Annotated in this window: 15 protein-coding genes; all 15 read right to left on the bottom strand. The window is 59.0% G+C overall.

All coding sequences use genetic code 11. The features are described 5' to 3' along the window. Window positions 1-66: 66 nt before the first annotated feature. Window positions 67-1,284 (bottom strand): type IVB secretion system protein IcmH/DotU, encoded by a 1,218-nt coding sequence (icmH, locus tag ACV22W_RS21385; protein WP_448021544.1) that lies wholly within the window; start codon window positions 1,282-1,284, stop codon window positions 67-69. Window positions 1,285-1,303: 19 nt separating this feature from the next. Then, window positions 1,304-5,395 carry a type VI secretion system membrane subunit TssM gene (gene tssM, locus ACV22W_RS21380; RefSeq protein WP_448021542.1) on the bottom strand — a complete coding sequence of 1,364 codons (4,092 nt, stop codon included), beginning with the start codon at window positions 5,393-5,395 and terminating at the stop codon, window positions 1,304-1,306. A gap of 25 nt (window positions 5,396-5,420) precedes the next feature. Further along, window positions 5,421-6,713, bottom strand: a complete 1,293-nt coding sequence (gene tssL, locus ACV22W_RS21375) for a type VI secretion system protein TssL, long form (RefSeq protein WP_448021540.1) — start codon at window positions 6,711-6,713, stop codon at window positions 5,421-5,423. Further along, window positions 6,713-6,991, bottom strand: a complete 279-nt coding sequence (locus ACV22W_RS21370) for a PAAR domain-containing protein (protein ID WP_175909775.1) — start codon at window positions 6,989-6,991, stop codon at window positions 6,713-6,715. Before ACV22W_RS21370 ends, tssL begins: the two co-directional genes overlap by 1 nt. Before the next feature lie 64 nt (window positions 6,992-7,055). Beyond that, a complete protein-coding gene (locus ACV22W_RS21365; RefSeq protein WP_448021539.1) occupies window positions 7,056-7,976 on the bottom strand; it encodes a DUF6708 domain-containing protein in 921 nt (306 codons plus the stop codon). A gap of 75 nt (window positions 7,977-8,051) precedes the next feature. Beyond that, a complete protein-coding gene (locus ACV22W_RS21360) occupies window positions 8,052-8,972 on the bottom strand; it encodes a DUF6708 domain-containing protein (protein WP_448021538.1) in 921 nt (306 codons plus the stop codon). 1 nt (window position 8,973) lies between these two features. Then, window positions 8,974-11,529, bottom strand: a complete 2,556-nt coding sequence (locus tag ACV22W_RS21355) for a T6SS effector BTH_I2691 family protein (protein ID WP_448021536.1) — start codon at window positions 11,527-11,529, stop codon at window positions 8,974-8,976. Further along, window positions 11,526-12,377, bottom strand: coding sequence for a DUF4123 domain-containing protein (locus tag ACV22W_RS21350; protein ID WP_448021534.1), 852 nt, complete (start codon window positions 12,375-12,377; stop codon window positions 11,526-11,528). The genes ACV22W_RS21355 and ACV22W_RS21350 overlap by 4 nt, the downstream gene beginning before the upstream one ends. A gap of 7 nt (window positions 12,378-12,384) precedes the next feature. Beyond that, a complete protein-coding gene (locus tag ACV22W_RS21345; RefSeq protein ID WP_448021532.1) occupies window positions 12,385-14,922 on the bottom strand; it encodes a type VI secretion system Vgr family protein in 2,538 nt (845 codons plus the stop codon). A 72-nt stretch (window positions 14,923-14,994) separates the two neighbouring features. Next, window positions 14,995-16,341, bottom strand: a complete 1,347-nt coding sequence (gene tssK, locus ACV22W_RS21340; protein WP_448021530.1) for a type VI secretion system baseplate subunit TssK — start codon at window positions 16,339-16,341, stop codon at window positions 14,995-14,997. 133 nt (window positions 16,342-16,474) lie between these two features. Continuing rightward, window positions 16,475-16,807: a DUF6693 family protein gene (locus tag ACV22W_RS21335; RefSeq protein WP_059692579.1), complete on the bottom strand. Its 333-nt coding sequence runs from the start codon at window positions 16,805-16,807 to the stop codon at window positions 16,475-16,477. Window positions 16,808-16,811: 4 nt separating this feature from the next. After that, the gene (tssJ, locus tag ACV22W_RS21330; RefSeq protein ID WP_448021529.1) at window positions 16,812-17,318 is read right to left on the bottom strand and encodes a type VI secretion system lipoprotein TssJ; all 507 of its coding nucleotides are present in this window, start codon (window positions 17,316-17,318) and stop codon (window positions 16,812-16,814) included. A gap of 80 nt (window positions 17,319-17,398) precedes the next feature. Continuing rightward, the gene (locus tag ACV22W_RS21325; RefSeq protein WP_059447502.1) at window positions 17,399-17,884 is read right to left on the bottom strand and encodes an Hcp family type VI secretion system effector; all 486 of its coding nucleotides are present in this window, start codon (window positions 17,882-17,884) and stop codon (window positions 17,399-17,401) included. 96 nt (window positions 17,885-17,980) lie between these two features. Then, window positions 17,981-19,474, bottom strand: a complete 1,494-nt coding sequence (tssC, locus tag ACV22W_RS21320) for a type VI secretion system contractile sheath large subunit (protein WP_448021527.1) — start codon at window positions 19,472-19,474, stop codon at window positions 17,981-17,983. Between the two features lie 27 nt (window positions 19,475-19,501). Beyond that, window positions 19,502-20,044 carry a type VI secretion system contractile sheath small subunit gene (gene tssB, locus ACV22W_RS21315; protein WP_059447500.1) on the bottom strand — a complete coding sequence of 181 codons (543 nt, stop codon included), beginning with the start codon at window positions 20,042-20,044 and terminating at the stop codon, window positions 19,502-19,504. Window positions 20,045-20,071 lie beyond the last annotated feature (27 nt).

The following is a 20,071-nucleotide window of genomic DNA, read 5'->3' as shown; positions in this document are numbered from 1 at the left end:
CGGAATATCTCCGGCGAACGGCACGTCTCCTGTGTCGGTGCATCGCAACACACATCGACTCGCCGTTCAGTTCGATACGGTCACTTCGACACGGCGATTCCTCGATCTTCCCTGTGCCGTGCCGTTGTCGGCTAGCGGATCGGCGTCGCTCTGTCCGGCCGCGGAGATGTTTTGCATCGGCACACCCGCCGCCGCGAGAATCTGCGCGACCTGCCGGGCGCGGGCTTCGGACAGCGCCTGATTGTTGTCCCGGGATGTCACGCCAGCCGGCACGTTGTCGGTGTAACCAACGACCCGCACGTGTGCGGCGGGTACCGACGCGACAATGGTCCGACCGACCGTAGCCATGATGGATGCCCACCACGGCGCGACCGCCACGTCACCCGACGCGTACATGCCGTTGAACCGGAGCGTCAGTGCATTCGTCGCCGTATCCCGGTTCAGTTCGACGTTGCCGGCAGCCATCTCATCACGCAGACTCGTGCCAAGCTGCGCCGACAGGACGTCCAGCGAGGACGTCGTCGCAGCCGGCTTGCCGTGAATCCAGTGGCTCACCACCGCATAACCCGCCGCGCCGAGCATCAACGCAACGAAAAGGCCCGCGCCAATCCACCAACGTGTACGACGCGCCCGTACGGGTCGCACCCACGGATCGACGATCGATTGCCGTGGCCGCCGGATCGGCTCACTGTCGCGCATGCTGCCGAATCCGCCAGTCACCACAACCTGGTGCACGGCTTCGCGAACACCCTGAAGACGGGCCGAGCCATCGTTTCCAAAGCGATATCGCCCCTTGAAACCCAGATCGAGGATGTTCTGATACAGCTCGAGCAAATCGAGATGCTCGCGAGGACTCCCGAGCGCCTCGTCGATCAGTCGAAACACGCGATCGCTTCCTTGCCGGTCATGACCCAGCGCCGCTGCCAGGCTGTTCGACTGCCAGTCGGCTCCCGTCGCCCCGCCCTTGCCCCAACGTGTCTGCATCGCCGCTTCGTCAAGCGCGGCACACAGGCCATAGCTCGCGCGAACGACATGGTCGGATCGCAGTTGCAACTCGTTGCAGACACGCGCGAACAACCTGAGCTCCTGCTCCAGCCACCAGCGTCGATGCGCGACGGCGTCAGGTTCCAGCACGGTGGGCGTATCCGCCAGCGCACGCAGCAGGCTGCGCGCCGACTCCAGCAGCGGGTTGACCGCCTGTTCCGCATCCCTGAGACGCGTTGCAAGCGGCGGGGATGCCGGCGCTCCGGCGGGACTTCTCGGATCGGCCGTCGAAATCGTCATCGTGTTCCCTCCTCGCCATTCATCGGGCAGTATTGATCGTGCCCGCCGGCACCGTGCCGCGCGGCAACCCGGGGGGCGGGCCACTATCCGACAGGTCGAACAGCGGCATCGAGCTGGGGCAACGAAATGTTCTCAGTACATCGCTCGTCAGCGGATTCGCCACACTCCCGGTGCTCGCGATGTCGAGCGCCGCCTTGCGACCGTCGAATTCGAACGCGACGCGGGTGCGGCCGGGCGTCGCCGTTTCGACGACCCGTCCCCGCTGGAGCAGTCGCATGAGTGCCCAGGGTCCGTCGGCAGCGATCGTCGACGTGTCGGGACGAATGCGCGGACTGGCGGTGATCTCCGCATGAACGCCACCGCGCGGCCCCGGCCACGACACCGTGAACGGCGCCACGGGACCATGCTGATAGAGCGACGTCTGGCCATCGACGTCGAGCGACAGGCCCAGGATCGCGGGGTCCAGCTCGGGAATGCGGATATCGACCTTCCACGTGAGTTGCTTGTGGCCGGGATCGCTGAAGAAGGTGTCGCGAATCGCTTTCGCGTGTTCGAACGGTTCGAGATCCGGCCCCCGTACGGGTTCCGTCGCGCCGGGAAGCGTTCGGTACCGCCACGGCTTCGCTGACGTGTCGACGAAGGGCGCCAGCGTTTTCGCGAAGAAATCGTCGATTACGCCTCCTTGCGCAAATATGCGGGTGAAATCATCGATGCCGATATCGCGCTTGCTGTCGGGCGAGAACGGGTAGTTGCCCTCGATCGTCAGCCGGCACGTGTCGCCAACGGCTGCCTGCATCTGGCGCGACAATAGTTGCCCGATACCCTGATTGACTTCGCGCGAGCCATCCGCGGCAAGCTGCAGCAGCACCGCCCGGAAAGGCGCGGGCATCGTATTGGCGGCCATCTTGAGTTTCGCCGCCGTGTCGCTGGCCGGTGGCATGCTGTTGTTCGACAACGCGTTGTCCGAGACCGTGAGCGCCGTGTAGTAATCGTTCAACAGGTTCGTTACACCGTCGAGACCCGTCGCGCCAGCCTGAGCCGCCGCCTTGGAAGCGCCCTCCGAATCGGCGTTGCCGGTCACGACTTCGCGCAGCGCGGCGAAATGGGCGTCGACGAGGTCGCGCTCGACGCGTTCCGACGCGCGAATGCCGAGCGCCTTGTCGGCCTTCTGGTTGATCTGGTCGGCTGCTTTCTGGAGAAGCGTACCGCCCGATCCGCTCACCGGTGCCGTCAGCGTTGTTTCATGCACCGCCGCACGAGCCAGCCGCACGAGTGGCGAGTCGGGAGCCGCGAAGCGGCGCAGGACCTGAAGATTGAACGCGAGGCTCGTACCGCTGACCGTCCGGATGTCGTTGAGAAACGCATCCCATTGCCGCGCGTACTCCGTCAGATATTCGCGGCGGACCGCATCCGTCAGCGCGTCGTCCGTCCCCGTCGAATTGCTCACGATTTCAGCCGTTTTTTTTTGAGCCGAATCCGACACGCCCGCCAGGTACGAGCGCCCCATTACCCATGCATCGTCATCGCGAGCAATCTGCACGAACTCAGGCAGCCGTTTGTCGAACAGATTCCGGTAGCCGTCGAACGTGAAGAGCCCTGACACGCCGCGCGACAACGGCGCGTCGCTCGCCCGCGTAAACACCGTGCCGGCCTGCGGGCCCACCGCGCGCAGCAGCGTGAACTCGTCCGGCGCCTCCTTCTGCATCGCCGCCTTCGCGCGTTCGTACAGACGACCGGTCGCGTTGCTGCCGTCGAGAAATGCCCGGGCACGCTGGATCAGTGCGTCATTGCGAATGAGCGGAGACTTCACCACGCGCTCACCGGAAAAGAGCTGCTGGACATGGTCGATCATCGACGCACGGCCGCCGAAGATCGCTGCGCTGTCATTTTTTGCCCAGTCGTCGAGTACCCAAGTCTTGACGTCATCGGCATTGAACTTCGCTGCGTCGTAGAGCATCAGGTAGACGCGCAGCGCATCGTAAGCGACCTTCGAATCGTTTGCGGCAATTGCGCCGGACATCACGTCCTCCATCCGACGCACGATTTGCGGCAACAACAGATTGTCCTCGAGGGCATCGTAAGTGCGACCGCTCTCCGTCGCGATGCCCGGCGGCACGTACAGCCCATAGCGCCACTCGCTGCCGGGATCGGAAAGGTCCAGATTAGGAAAAGTCGGCAGATAGCTCGCTTCGGTCAGTGTGTCCGGCACGGATTCGGGCTTCGGCGTCTTGTAGAGTTGCGTCACGCGAGCTGTCAACGCCTGCGCCTTGCGCCCCATCGCGTCGAGATAGTCGCTGTTCTGGCCGAAGCTCACGCGCAAGCCAATCGCCAACCAGACGAACAACAGCAGGGTCAAAGTGTGCCCGGTCAAGCGCAACAGCCGGTAGCGGAATTCCCAGCGCAGGTTGGGGCTGACGAGACGTGCTTCCGGGAACACGACTCGCGTCAGGAGATCGTGCAGAAAGAAGCTCTGGTTGCCCTCGGCACGCGGCGGCGATACGCGGGCGTGGTCCTGCGCCGCCAGAAGGCGTTGTACGACGGTATGGCGCTCTGCAACGACCTCGCCTCCCCGTTGCCGGGCACTCGTGAAATATACGCCGCGCAACGTCGAATGGAGCTGGGTATCGTCGTAGCGTGAATCGAGAAAGACCTGGTCGATCAAGTCCGTCAGCGGTCCGAGCAGTGCGGAAAACTCCGCCGGGAGCGCGGCAAGCTTTCGCCGCTTCGGCAAATCGTACTCGTCCTGCAGATGGGTATCGATCGAGTCGCTCAAACGTTCGGACAGCCGGGTAAGCTCGTGGTGGCAACGCGCACGCAGCCCCTCCTTCGCAACCGTTTCCTTGCCGTACGGAAGCGTGAAGCCCCATGTCTGTGCTCGCCCTTCCGACGTGAGCGCGCCGAAATACTCCGGGAAGCCCGTCAGGCCGTCCATCTTCGTGACCATCACGTAAACGGGGAAGCGGATGCCCAGTTCCTGCCTCAGTTCAGCCAGCCGCGCGCGCAATGCTGCAGCCTTGGCGACACGTGCTTGCGCGTCGGCGCTGGCCAGCGTCGCAAGATCGATCGTCAGCAACGCGCCATTGATCGGCGCACGCGGCCGGTTGCGACGCAGCATGCCGAGAAAGCCGAGCCATTCCGCGCGATCGATCTCCTGACGACTATGGCGCGAGCCCGAAAGGCCTGGCGCGGAATCGACACCCGATTTCGATGACGTGGCCGCCTTCGATTGCGACGGCGCATCTTGTTTCGCACCGTCTTCGGCGCGCTTCTCGTCCGGCGTTGAGTCGTTCGCATTCGCGTCGACGGTATCGGCCGCCGGCTTCGGTTCATCAACGTCCGCGGTCGGCGAGGTGCCATGACACGTGTAGTAGCCCGTCGTATCGATGAACACCGCATCATTGGTCAACCACCAGTCCACCGAGGCGGTGGCGTCGACAGGTTTCCCCGCGGCACGCTGCATCTGCTCGGCAACGGGAAACGCCAGTCCGCCGTTCATCAGCACGCTGGTCTTGCCCGATCCTCGTGAGCCGAGCGTGATGTACCAGGGTAACTCGTACAAATAGCGCTTGCCCTGGAACAGCCGACCAAGACCGCGCGCACCCGTGCGCATCGATTTGAGGCGTGCGAGCGCGCTGGTCACGATCGGCTCGACTATCCGAAGCCGCGATGCGGCAGGCGACTCGTCCTTCTTGTCGCCGATGCGCAACATTTTCTTCAGGAACGCATCGTCGGCACGCATCTTCTGCCAGATGCGATACATCCCGAAGATGACGAGAACGGCCACCACCACCGCGATTGCGGTGAGTCGGGTCGACGCCGGCTCGAACGGAGCGGCATGACCAAACGAAAGCAGCGGGCCTGCATACCAGATCAGCAGGCAAAGCAGGGCGACGAACACGATCGTCGTCGACTGGCCCATGAGCCAGAGCAGCACCCCGGCGAACAGCAACGCGATCAGCAACACGCGCATGCCGGCCCCGGCGAGCGGCTTCAGTCCGCCGAACGCAAAGAACGGTCCGACGAACCAGATCACCAAGGCGACGACAATCAGTGCGAGGAACGCGAGAAACTGGCGCGAGGCCAGAAACGACAGAAACTGGAACTTCTTCATGTGTTATTCCGGAAACGGATCTGGCTTATCGCGCGACGATGATCTCGACGCGACGGTTTTGCGCGCGCCCCTGTGCGGTGCGGTTGTCACCGACGGGGTCGGCATCGCCCTTGCCAGCGGCTTCGAGACGATTCGCCGGCACGCCCGCGGCTTGCAACATCTGCATGACCTGAATGGCCCGCTCCTCAGACAGCGCCTGATTCGATGCGAAATGACGGCTGCGAATCGGTACGCTGTCCGTATAACCCAGCACGGCGACCTTGCCTGGTACCTTGGATATCTCGCCGGCGATCTTGGAAATCAGCGGATTCATCGATGGCTGGACCGACGCGGCGCCAGGCTGGAACATCGCATCCCCGCGGAATGTCACGGCGCTGCGGTGTGCAGCTTCATCAACGCTGACGGTGCCGGCAGCGATTTCGTCTTTGAGCAACTGCTTGAGGTGCATTTGCGGCGGTGCGGGTGGCGGTGTCATCGAGGCTATCGCGGCAATCTGCTTTTGAACGCCGGCGGCACGGTTCATCAGCGCGTATTTGAACCAGGCAAACAGGCCGAGCAGGATCACGGACGCGACGGTTACAGTGATCCACACCGGGAAATCGTGGAACGACAGGCGCTTGCCTTTTGCCGTCGATTGCCAGTGGGGCGATAACGCCATCGGCACGGGTTCGCGTTGCGACGTGATGACGTTGTAGAGGCGTTGGCGGATCGCGTCGTGCTTGCGTTTGTTACCGGTACCCTCCCGATAACGGCCCTCGAAACCGAGACTGAGAATGCGGTAGATGACCTCGAGCAAGTCGCGGTGCTCATGAGGGTCCTCCAGCAGGCGAGCAATCAGGAGATAGACTTTGTCGCCACCGTCACGGTCTTCGTGGAAAGTGGTCGCGAGACTGTGGCTCTCCCATTCAAATCCCGACGTGCCGTCACGGCCCCATTCGGTCCGCATCGCTGCTTCATCCAGCGCCGTACACAAGCAGTATCGCGCACCGATCATATGGTCGCGGCGGATATTGGCCTGCTCACATAGTTTTTGAAAGACACGCATCTCATGCTCGAGCATCCGACGCAGCAATTCCCCAGCAGAGTCGCCCAGTGCGTCCGGCATATCTGCTTGCGCCCTCAACAACGGACGCGCGGCTTCAAGCAACGGATTGTTCGCGACTTTGACCGCATTCAGCCTCTGCATCTCCGCTTCGCCCGGCGGAATTACAAATGTGGTCCTGTTCCGATCCGGATCGACGGTATCGGCAAACGTCGGTGTATCGACGGCGGTCTGTGCATCGTGCCTTTGGCCACCCAGGAATTTCGCACGATCCATCACCCAACCCTCGCAACCGTATTGCTGACGAGAGCACATCCGCACTCCGTGCGATGTCCGTGCAAGGCCACACGGCTTCCGCCGATCGTCAGTGTCGGGTGAGCTTGAACAATCCGGTTCACGCCATGTGGTCGACCATCCGGATAGCGTTGAGGGCAATCAACTAGATCGTGAAGCCGTGCGACCGGCTTGCCGCCGATACTGTGAGTGGCAGAGCCAGTAATGATCCGGCCACCATGATCGGTGCCGTCTCCTAATACTGCGATGGGAAGAGACATTAGATGATCCTTGATGAACCGTATATCGAAGCGCAAAGTTCGGTATCGAGAAGAGCTTGAACTGTCACATCGGCTCCATTGGAATTTTCTCGGGATTGCGCGATGCATCACGCAGGTACGGATCGAATGCATCTACGGCGCATTCAGCTTCGATTTCTGCCGGCCACTTCGGAATCTTGCTCGTGCGCATGGCAAACCATCGACCCACCGATGCCACGAAAAAGACTGGCGAAAGCAATATTTGGCCGATCCGCTGACCATTCAACGCAAAGAACATGTATCTGAGGCCGGCCGTGTATTTCTCCCGTCGCTCGGCAATGTCGTGGCACCAGTAAACGTCTCGATAGACTGATGCAGGCCCCTCTTCCATGTATCGGCGAATGAACTCCCAACAATGCTTCAACTGCTCCACGAGCACCGTGTCGCCAGGTAAAGCAAATGTTTCCAGGACGGTTTCTCCGTCCTTGTCTAGCACATGACCACGGATATCCCAGTTCTGTCGGCCCACCATACGCTCGCAACGCCCGAGGGTGAAAAATATATCATCCCATTTCGCAATCAAGACCGTCCCATTTCTCCGAAATACATACACCATCCTATTTTTGCAATTAAATCTGATCGGAAAATGCGTCCACGAAAACGCCTCTTTTGACAGCAACCACACCATCAATATCCAGTACGGAACCGATATCCCAAAAAAAATACAGAGAGCAATGCGATCAAATCCAACCACCAGAATAAGTGGAATAAAAAATGAATATACCGGTACCGTCAAACCAATTAAACAGACTGCAGCCATCGACCCACGGTAAATAAACCATCGATCCACACACTCGAGATATGTAGAATTTTCCTTTATTACGGAAATGTTGTAAAATGGCTCTGTTTTATACCTTTTATTTTTAACCAACTGATTTGATCGCTCTTCATCAGTCAACTTTCGATTGACGCGATATTTTTTTGCAAGAAGCCCCGTATAATCCACATCAACTCCCGCCTTCGATTCTCAAGTCACGACGCCATTCCATTTGCTCTTCGCAAAGATTTTGCCCTGCACCGATCACATCGGCTCCATTGGAATTTTCTCGGGATTGCGCGATGCATCACGCAGGTACGGATCGAATGCATCTACGGCGCATTCAGCCTCGATTTCTGCCGGCCACTTCGGAATCTTGCTCGTGCGCATGGCAAACCATCGACCCAGCGATGCCACGAAAAAGACAGGCGAAAGCAATATTTGGCCGATCGGCTGACCATTCAACGCAAAGAACATGTATCTGAGGCCGGCCGTGTATTTCTCCCGTCGCTCGGCAATATCGTGGCACCAGTAAACGTCGCGATAGACTGACGCAGGTCCCTCCTCCATATATCGGCGAATGAACTCCCAACAATGCTCCAACTGCTCCACGAGCACCGTGTCGCCAGGTAAAGCAAATGTTTCCAGGACGGTTTCTCCGTCCTTGTCTAGCACATGACCACGGATATCCCAGTTTTGTCGGCCCACCATACGTTCGCAACGCCCGAGGGTGAAAAATATATCATCCCACCTTTCCTTCAATACAGTTCCATTTCGCCTGAACACATACACCATTCTTTTTTTATAATTAAATCTCAATGGAAAGTATGTCCAAGAAAACGTCTCCCTTGACAACATCCACGCCATAAATATCCAGTATGGAATCCACACCCCAAGAAAAATAGATAGCGAAATCAATTCCAGACCAACCCTAGTGAACAGGGGGACAAAAAAAGCGAAAACTGGGATTGCCACACCAATCAAGCAAAACGCAGCCATCGTTCCCCGATAAATAAACCAACGATCAACGCACTCCAGATACGTCGAGTTCATTTCGACAACTGAAATGTTATAGAACGGCGAAATATCGAGTCGCTTCTTCTGATGAAATTGATTCGCTCTCTCCTCATTAGTCAACTTTCGATTTATGCTGTATTTCTTTGCATAGAGTCCCGTATAGTCCATATCAAGCTCCGGCTACCATCTTCAGTTCGCCTAGCTCCTCCTCCAAATTTTTATATCGATCCTTCCTATCCAGTGCGCCCCAATAGCAACGTTTTAGCCATTTATCGACCTTGTCATCCTGCAAAAATGTAGCAATCACACTAGAACTGATAAAAATAAGAGTGGCTACAATCGTTCCAATGACCGAACCAGCAACCAATAGGGCTGCAGCAACAACACCCGAAAGAGCCGATACACCCAGTGCCACGCCCAACGGATAGTTTCGTTGCTGGATGGCTTCGACGGCATTCTTTCCATCCCAATATGCATTGATTCCAGCCGCAACGATCCCAAGCACCTTCGATGCGCCTCTCAGCAGGGTTTCGGCCACTCCCAACACCGCCGCCCTCCCCTTCAACAAAGTCGTCTCGACCAAATTGCCAGCAGCTCTGGCTATAGTGTCCGCCACAGTGGAGCCCAACGCGATCACAGCACTACCTAATCTGAACTGACTCTCTAGCTTGTCGCCCTTCATCGAACCGGCCAGATCTATCGATACCTTCTGATAGGCAGCCCACTGGAAAAGTCCCGCCAGCATATTGCCGATAAACGGTATTGCCTTGCCTGCCGTTGCCACCCTTTGCGGCACATTGATCCGTTCCCGCCATGCGGACAGATTCAACCGTTCGATCTCCTCTGCGGAATGAAGCGAATTCGCAAGCCATTTGGCCTGCTCACTCTTGCTCAGCCCTTTCGGCATGCCTTTGATCGCCTCTTCATCGATCATCACAAGAAATTTCGACCTGACAACCGTGCTCATCGGCTCTCCTCGAATCTGAAGGCGACGCAATGCGAGCGACACTTCTCGCTGGATGGCGTTTTCGCTGGCCTTCTTGATACCGGAAGATTTCAGGAGTTGGCGAATAAGCGACGCTCGATATGCCTTATACGAGCCGGTCAACTCGACGGGCACAACCGGCCGGCCGCTGACAACACCGCACGCGACGAGGGCATGTCGGACCGGCCCATCTACTGCGCTTTGCAATGCCTGGGTGATCGACCCGCCAAGCGATGCCAGTAACTTCCCAATCACTTCGGGGGCATGCTTGGCCACGCCGTCAATGGAGTTGTTGAACGCCAGTATCAGACTGTCCCAGCCGACCGTTTTCCACATGACATCTGGCTTGAGGCTTTCCGAAAATATTTTCTTGTTGCTCTCAAGATTCAGGACAACGCCGCGAAGCACCAGATTCTTGTCATCGGAGATCACGCCGTTCAACCAGCGCTCGTATAACCGTGCGCAAGGCTTGAATTGTTCCGTGCCCTGGATACATGCGGTGAGAACGCGAGCATAGACGAGCCCGACTTCCGCGGAAGCGCTATCGTGTGTGCAATCCAGATGGTTCCGCATCTGGCTACTTGTCATCCACTGAACGTGAGACACCGCCAACGGATGCAATGTCCGTTCGCTGAACCGGCCATATTCCTGATTGAATTCGTTTTGCCACTGCGCTCGAGCAGGTTCGTCGTAATCGACCTCATACTTCTTCCAAGATTTCGACGAAACACGACTCAAGTCCGCCGGTGTGGCATCGGGAAGCTTCGCGGCATTTGCCACGTAGATCATGCGCCCGACCCCATCCGGTACGTAATGCCCGTCTTGCTCCAGTTCGTCACCTGCGGCGATCTCATTCATTTCCGCACGATCAGTGACAGCGGCCTGGAGACTCAGAATTGCGGTGGAGACGCTCAATTTTCGGGAACGATCGGCAACGGCCATGAATCCGCCGTGAAGCTCGACGGCTCTGGCGCCGATTTCCGCCGCGATCCCGGCGGGATCGTCGAGAATCAGCACGGCCCCGGGTTTCGGCCCCAATGACGTGGCGGCGTGTAACAGCCCATCTGTTGTCGATGCCCGCGAGTTGAACCTATAAGGCGAAAACGCGAAGGTTTCAACCTTTGACTTCGTCGAATACTCCGCCACGATCGACGCCACGTTATCCAGACTTCGCGCGTGCGGCGCCTTGCGACTTTCCATCCACTTCTTCACATCGAATACGCGCATATGGCGGCTTCGATACGCCTCCTCCTGATTGAGTTGAAGCACCCGTGGCGTCCATTCGGCAACGGAATAGCCGACCCATATCCTTCCAGCGCTTTTTGGTTCTTTTACGGTAATGCACGCTGCAATTTCACGGTGCCCCGTCTTGTTACATGGTTCTCGGCCCTCCACGTAAGCACCGTTCAATGGCACACCAACCGGAACCTTCATCAGATATCCGAGCGGCGTGATCCAGTACTTCTCCCACATTCCTCGTTCGTCGTACACGTACAGAAAACCGTTGCGTAATGTTCGACCCGTATAGGCGGCTGCCCCTCTCAGTGGAATCTTCTTCCCCCCATCGCCGTCAGCAGGTAGCAGATCGGCCGGCAGCATTGGTCCACCTGAATCCGGGGGCATGATTGCCGCTCGAACCGGGAGGATCGCTAATCCCTTTTTCTCACAAAACTCGCAATCGTCGAGCGCAGCCGCCTTCGCCCTGGCCAGTGCAGTTAAAGAAGAATTTGCGTTGGTCACGATACCTCCCGTTCTCGATCAATCCGTTCAATGTCCGCGATTACATTGCTCCACTCATTTTCCGAAAACAACTCAGTCGCCTGGGCATAGGCTCCCGGTGTCGCCGCAGCAACTCGAAGGTGCGGCGCCAATTTCGGATGGCTGGTGAAGTTCCGACCCAGGAGGCAGCCGTGTCGCGCAAAGGCCATGCAATCCGATGCGTCCATAAGGCCAAACTCATTCTGCGCGGTACATAACCATTGATTGATCTCCTGACTAAAGCGCCACAGCTGCTTCATCTCGGTGATCTCGGGCATTGTCGCGAGTGTGCCGTTGACCAGTCCGACGTTGGTCAACGCAATCGACTGAGCCTCGTCGAGCTTGCTCCATTCGACCTCCGGTCGGCTAGTGAACTCGAGCTCATGCCATAGGCCGTGGAAAGGCACCCACCAGCGGCTTATCCCGTCACAGAGAGCGGCAAGATGCGGAAGCGGCAATACCCACAACAGATGGAGAAATACGGCGGGGTCTGCAAAGCGCAGCAGAACACGCGAATCATCGTCGAGCGTCACAGCGACTTTCCCCGCCAACTGACGTGCTTGCGCCTCGGCGCTCAAATCGCTGCAAATCAACATCGCTGATGCAATCTCAGGGGGGATGACCGCCAGAGACTGCGTAATCTCTTCACGCTGACTATCGTCAAGTTGATCGAGACGAAGCACTACCGGGAGCAAATGGCGTTCATTTTCAAGCCAGTCGGGCACGATGTCGTGCCAAGGCAAATCACCCCTCCAGTCCCGGACGAGGAGGCGATCAGCCAGCAGATGAGTGCTGGCCGACATCGCATCGTTAAGTGTGCGGCTTTGCATGTGCCCCTCAGGAGAGCGGCACGATCGCCGCGTGCTTGACTGCCGCCTTGACCATACTCATTTCGCAAACCTTGAGTTCAGCGGCCGGTATACCCTCAGACGCGCTTCTCGGCCCCGGCATCTCGTGAATTGCCGCGTAGGATTGCCACTGCCCGGGCGTGCCGTTGGTAATGCCCGAGTTATTGAGCGTGATGAAACTCTTCCCGCCGCGCAGCGATAGTTCCTCTTCAGCCCAGATTTCGATCTTGGTCGCGGTCTGCCTGATCCGGATTTTTGCCATCAGGTTAATGGTGTCCTTGAGCGATTCAATGTCAATTGAACCTGCGCCGGCAATCAACTTGATTCCGGCGTCGTAGACGAAAATCCGCAATTTTTCCTTGATGGTTGCAAACAGTGAGCGTCCGGTGGCAATGCCGAGATGCTCACCCGTCGTCAGCGCGAGATGCTCGCCACTTGCGATATGCGTGCTACCCGCTGTTGTAGCTTGAATACCAGCTGGACTGGCAAGCGTAAGGTGTGGCTCAGCAAACTCTGGAAACGGGTCATTGCTCGATTTTGCTCCGCCCCGGATTGCATCATTCTGTGCATTCAACGCGGTTGTGACCTCACTCTGATCACTATTCACCTCCTGCGCGTGGTTCTGCTGAGCCAGTTGTGCGAGTCGTTCGTGCGTGTCACGCGCTTCTACAAGCCGCTGGACGGTTTCGCCCATCCCTTTGACATGGCCCTCCCTGTCTGACCGTGCCTCGGTGGTGACCAACATTCCCAACGCCGAACGGACCACCCCCCACAAACCGGTCGCGAGCTCAAAGCCGCGACCACGTTCCTCTTGCCGCCCCGCATTCCCCGCAATACGCGTGATGTACCCCAAATTCAACTGCGACGCGCCTTCGTCACTCGACAGGTGCGCCTGGATTTTTCCGTTCGTATCGTCGAAAGCCAGCGTATTCGCGCGCCGAGCGCCGACCTCCTTGCTTCGATAGCCGGCAAGCGTCTGGTTCTCCGGTAAAGCAAACGGCGGCATGTTGAACGCATTCACAGCACTACCGACGATGATCGGCAAGTCCGGATCACCATTCGCGAATGCAACCTCGACCTCATGGCCGCGGCGCGGCAGGAAGATGCCGCCGAACTGATCGCCATGCCATGCACCGGCAACGCGCACCCAGCAGCTTGAACGTTCATCGTTATCGCCGAGCCGATCCCACAGGAATTGCAACTTCACCCGACCGTACGCGTCCGTCCAGATTTCCTGGTTCTCCGGACATGTCACAACGGCATATTCGACGCCGGTAATGCGCGGTTTCGCGATCGTGCGCGGCAACCGGAATGGCTCATGGGTCGGCTGCAGCACGAAGTCTGCTTCGCAGTGGTAACGCTGACCGGAACCCGATGCCTCGCCAACCTCTTCGATCGTCAGCTTGCAGCCGATGACCGCATACTCCCGGTTGGCTGCATTCTGCGGATAGTGCGACAGCACAAAGGTCTGGCCGACGACGAGTCCGCGCAGATTGCCCTGCCCGGAAGCCCTGAGCCCCTGGCAGCGATACGCCTGCATCTGCACGAGCGTCAGGTATTCCGCTTCCGTTCGCGGCTCATTGGACGCGCCCGACAAACCTCCCATACCCGCCTGCGGCTGCGCATAGTCGCCCCACGTGTAATGCTCCTGATGAGCGAGCCCCGTATCGCGTGGATCCTCTCGCCCAACCGTCAGATCGGCGCGCGGTCGCGTGTAGTCGTAATCGACACTCGTGACCGCGCCGGTCGTCAACGCATTCGAGATCGACAACGCGTGAATATGCTCCTCGTCGACACGCCGGCTGTTGGGGGCTTCATAGCGGATCGTCGCGTAGGCTTCGCCGTGCGGCTTTAGCGCGGCGATCGCATCGCACAAGACCAGACGATGCTTGCTGTCGGCATGCTCGAAGAAGTAGAAGATGCCCCACTCCTCCCACAACCGCTGCAGGAACGTCCAGTCGCTTTCGTGGTGCTGGCGCTGGATGTCACGCTTGGGCCAAACGTTGTTCGGACGCGGCGGCGTCAGCCGCTTTTCGACCGGAAACAGGTACGTCGAGAGCACCACGTCGGTGATCTCGATCACGGACATGTCCTGGAAGATTCGGCAATCGCAGTTCTTCGTCGCCAACCAGAGCCACGGTCGAAGCGTGACCGCGTACACGATCGATCGGCCGTCTTCTCGCAGGATGGATGCGCGGGAGACGATTCCGGTGATCTCGCGCGTGCCCGCGCCGATGTTCGCCATTCCAGCGTTGCCTGCAAGGCCGCGAATGAAATGCCCGACACCCTCGAGTTGAATCGTGACGGTCAGCTCGGTGCCGATCAGCTTGTCGAGATCGATATTCGCGGCGATGGTTTGCGAGAACGCGAGTTCGTCCGGGGTTTTTAGCTCGAGTGTGTACTCGAACAACTCGCCAACGGCTTCGCCGCCGGTAAGCTTCACCGGCGTGAGGATCGGACGATCACCGTACATCGGCATGGCCGCGCCGGAAACCGACAGCGTCCGTGGTGAGTCAAACAAGGCCATCCCGACATCTCCATTGAATCGATCGTGCCATCGACAGTCGATGGCAATCCAGCCGCTTCGAATCCGTCACGCTTATGCGCGCACGCCCCACAACTCCAATCTCAACGACGGGAACTCACCCGCCACGTGCAACGCGATACCACCGTGACGCACGACTTCCTCCCAAAGCGGCCCGCCTTGCGTCAATTCGTAATAGATGTAGCCCGCGTTGAACGGGATCTGCCGCGGGGGCACCGGCAGCGCCTGCAAACCGATACCCGGCAAGTGACTGCGGACAAGGCTCGGCAACTTTTCCGACGGCCCGGCCTTCGCCTGCGCCAGGAATTGCTGCTTCAGCACGTCAGGCGGCATCGCCGCATGAACGGCCAGCACCAGCGCGGTAAAGCCCTGCATGTCGACCGGATCGACCACCGCGTTGCGCATCCCGTGCCCGCGATCTTCGAATGCAATGCTCTGCGCGCTGCGCACCAGCACGGCGTTCAGCAGCCGGTGCGTATCGTCGACAACCGGCTTCAGACACAGATGCGGCGTCGTGTGCTGATATGGCGGATGTGTGTCGAGCGGCCGACGCGTATCCGTGCGCAGATGCGTCGACAGTTCGCCCGCCATGCTGATCAGCAGCGCATAAACATCGGCCGGCGATACGGCCGGCACCCGCAGCAAGTGCTGCAGCAACGGCTCGTAGCGGTTCAGGATCTGCAGCAGCAGGTAGTCCGTAACCGTCGCCGCGCTCGCTGTCGTCTCGTCCGTGCCGGCGAGCCGTTCCGCGAGCGCATTCGCACGCAGATGCGCGAGATCGTGGATTTTCGTCACCCAGCTTGCGAGGAGATCGCTCGCGCCGTAACCGGATACAGGCGGTACAAGCGTGTCGTCGAGCTCGATACTGCCGTCCGCGCGGATCGTCTTGACACGCGTGAGTGCGAGGCCGATCCACGCATCGCCCAGTTCCTTTTCCGGCATCAGGCGCAGGCGCAGATTCGACAGTTGCACGGCCTCGGGGGCAAGACCGATCGAATTCGTATCGCGCAATTCCGTATCGAACACCAGGTAGCGCGCCAGGGAATCCGCGCTGTTCTCGAACGTCGTTTCTTCACAGTTCGGCAGCCGGACCGGCACCGCGAGATAGATCACCTGATCGAGATGTTCGGGCCGAATCGTCAACGGAGGCGGCGGAGGTGTATTGCCCGGCGCATCGAACGGCGTGCCGTCGGCGAACACGCCGGCGGCCGTTTTGACGATCACCTTCCCGAGCGCCAGCGACTCCAGGTCGAGCGCATAGCGCGCGAAGCCGAAAAAGAACGGCGACAACGGGGTCGCACGCATATGCGCGTATTTCTCGAAATAGCGATCCTGTTGCTGGAACAGTTGTGGACGGAAAAACAGCCCCTCCTGCCAGGCAACCTTGGCATACCAACTCATACGTGTTGTCCGATTGTCCGTGCGAAAGATGGACCATACCCATCATGTCTGGCAGTCAGGTCCAACTCAGACCTGGCTGCGCGAAGCGCGCGCATTTTTATGCAATCCACTCAAATACGCGCCATGAGATCGATCAGTTGCTGACCATTCGCGTGTGGTTCATGCAGTGCGCGAGGATCTTGTACAAAAAGACGAAGTAACCGATGCCCAGCGTGACGATCGAGATCAGCGTCCAGATCACGATCTTTCCGATCATCGTCGCCAGATCCATCGTGCACTCGAGCCTTCCCACTACCTTGCCGTCTGAATTGACGGCGACCGTTCGACTGATCACGAATCGATACAGGTAGTACGGATAGACGAACAACGCGAGACCGAACGTGACAATCGAAAGAAGGATCCAGATAACAGCGTGTCCGATGATGTCGGTGACTGTCAGTTCCGATTTCAAATTGAGATTGCTCATGCTTTTACTTCTTCCCCGTCTCTCGCACGCTGACTGCCTTGGCGTCGAGAGCAATGTCCAACTTCAGTTTTGGTGTGAAAAAGCGATACCACGCCTTGTCGGGACCAGTCGGTATCGTGTAAACGACTCGCCAGACCGAATTGGGAAGATCCCGATAGGCCGCGATCACGCCGATGGCCGTCGTATTCGCACCGGAATACCGAACGATCTTCTTGTGCTCGCCCGGACGCAGCTGCAGTTCGTCACGCTTCACGAGGTCATCGCCCAATACCGTCTTTTCCTGCGTCTGCAGCGTGAAAAAGTCGGCTGTGCCGAACGCGATGTCGTTCTTCAGTTCATAGATGCGAACGACGATCGGCGCGGCCCGACCGCGATCGTCAGGGTTGACGTCCGGTCGCGCGTTGACCGTCAGGTCAAACCGAACCGGCTCCTTGGGCTTCGGTTCGCCGCTCGCACAGGCCGCAAGAATCACGACACCGGCAAGCGCGGCGGCAGTCAGGATCGAACGCATGCAGATTTCACCTTGAATGCAGCAAAAAGGCGCTGCGCGCACGCCGAGACACCCTTGCGCACACGCAACACCTCGCCGACTTACGCTTCCTTGTTGCCCTTGATGTCGAAGCCGGCCGTCACCGCGCCGCCGCTGCCGCCTTGCGCGTTCTGCACGACGTATTCCTGCTTCACTTTCGCGAACGACAACGCGACTGTCTCACGACTCTTCTCTGCGTCGCTTTTGCTGCCGGACGGCTTCACGCGCGTGACGATCACGTCGCTCATCGTGATCTTCAGGTACTCGAGCGGGTTGCCACCGGCCTTGCGCATCACGAGCGTCGCCTGATCGATATGCTTGCCGGTCAGCGCGTACTTCATCAGGTTCGGGCTCGCGCGATCGATGTTGTGTTCGAACGTCAAGTCCTTGACCGTCGCCTTGCCCGCGCCGCCACCGCTTCCGGCATGCATCGTCGATTCCTGGGTGATTTCCCAATCCCAGTTGAGGACTTCGATCTCGTCCTTGTGCTTGTCGTCGAGCGATTCACCGTTGATGCCGTCGATCTTCAGAAAAATGTCCTGCGCCATACGTAGTACTCCTTTACTTACGTGAGTAGAAAAAGGCCGTTCACCACAAAATGAAGCGCTTGAATGCCCGGCCCGATGGGATGGGTTATCTTCCGCTTACGCCGCTTCCTTGATCGACGGAAGCTTCGTCACGAGCCGCAGCGAGACCGTCAGCCCTTCGAGCTGAAAGTGCGGACGCAGGAAGAATTTCGCCTGGTAATAGCCCGGGTTGCCCTCGACGTCTTCGACGAGGACTTCCGCCGCGGCAAGCGGCCGGCGCGCCTTGGTGTCCTGCGACGAGTTGGCGGGATCCGCGTCGACATAGTGCATGACCCATTCGTTCAGCCAGCGCTGCATGTCCTCACGCTCCTTGAACGCGCCGATCTTGTCGCGCACGATGCACTTCAGGTAGTGCGCGAAGCGCGAGCAGGCAAACAGATATGGCAGGCGGGCCGACAGGTTCGCATTGGCGGTCGCGTCCGGATCGTGATACTCGGCCGGCTTCTGCAACGACTGCGCGCCGATGAAGGTCGCGTGATCGGTGTTCTTGCGATGCACGAGCGGAATGAAGCCGTTCTTCGACAGTTCGGCCTCGCGGCGATCCGAGATCGCGATCTCGGTCGGACATTTCATGTCGACGCCGCCGTCTTCGGTCGGGAACGTATGACACGGCAGGCTCTCAACCGTACCGCCCGACTCGACGCCGCGAATCAGCGAGCACCAGCCGTACTGCTTGAACGAACGGTTGATGTTGACGCCCATTGCGTATGCCGCGTTCGCCCAGCCGTAACGGCTGTGATCCGAGCCGTTGGTGTCTTCTTCGAAATCGAATTCGTCGACCGGATTGGTCTTGGCGCCATATGGCAGCCGTGCGAGGAAGCGCGGCATCGTCAGCCCGACATAACGAGCGTCTTCGGTATTGCGCAGCGAATTCCACGCCGCATATTCGAGGTTCTGCGTGAAAATCTTCGTCAGATCGCGCGGGTTCGCCAGTTCCTGCCACGACTCCATCTGCAGCACCGACGGGCCGGCCCCCGTGATGAACGGCGTGTGAGATGCTGCGGCGACCTTTGCGATTGATCCGAGCAGATCGACGTCGGGCGGCGTATGGTCGAAATAGTAGTCGGCGACGATGCAGCCGTACGGCTCGCCGCCGAGCTGGCCGTATTCCTGTTCATAGATCTGCTTGAAGAGCGGGCTTTGATCCCACGCCAACCCCTTGTACCGACGCATCGTTCGGTGCAGCTCGGTCTTCGAGACGTCCATGACGCGAATCTTGAGATGCTCGTCGGTTTCCGTATTCGACACGAGGTGGTTCAAGCCGCGCCAAGCCGATTCCAGCACCTGGTAATCGTCGTGGTGCAGGATCAGGTTGATCTGTTCGGAAAGCTTGTGGTCGATTTGCGCAATGATCGCCGCGATGCTCTTGTAGGCGTCGTCGCTGATGGTCGCGGTCTGCGCAAGCGCCTGCTCGGCGAGTGTCTGGACCGCGGATTCAACCGCCTCGCGGGCGTGGTCGGTCTTCGGACGGAATTCCTTTTCCAGCAATTGCGTGAAGTCGGATTGAGTGGCCGTCTGCGTTTGCGCGGCCTGTGCGTGTTGCTTCGCCATGGTGGTCATCCTCGATCGGTTCGCCGGTCAATTGGCTTCGTTCTGGTCGACGGCACCCGCTTCGTGATGCTCGGGCTTCGGCGCAGCAGCCAGCGACTTCAGGAGCGCCGGATCCTGCAGCAGCTGCGTCACGAGCGCTTCGGCGCCCGACTTGCCGTCCATGTAGGTTTGAAGGTTCGCCAATTGCGTACGAGCCTCCAGCAACTGGCGGAGCGGTTCGACCTTGCGTGCGATGGCGGCCGGGGAAAAGTCCTCCATGCTCTCGAAGGTCATGTCGACCATCATCTGGCCTTCGCCCGTGAGCGTATTCGGCACGGCAAACGCGACGCGCGGCCGAATGGCCTTCATCCGTTCATCGAAGTTGTCGATGTCGATTTCGAGGAATCGCCGGTCGGATACCGCCGGAAGCGGCTCGACCGGATGCTTGCCCGACAAGTCGGCCAGCACACCCATGACGAAAGGCAGCTCGACTTTCTTCTCCGAGCCGTAAACCTCAACGTCGTACTCGATCTGCACGCGCGGCGCACGATTGCGCGCAATGAATTTCTGCGAACTGCTGGAAGCGGACATGGACAGGTTCTCCTGAACAGTGGGAAA

It is taken from the genome of Burkholderia sp. AW49-1 (assembly GCF_053427845.1).
This window is presented reverse-complemented; position numbering and strand designations above follow the sequence as displayed.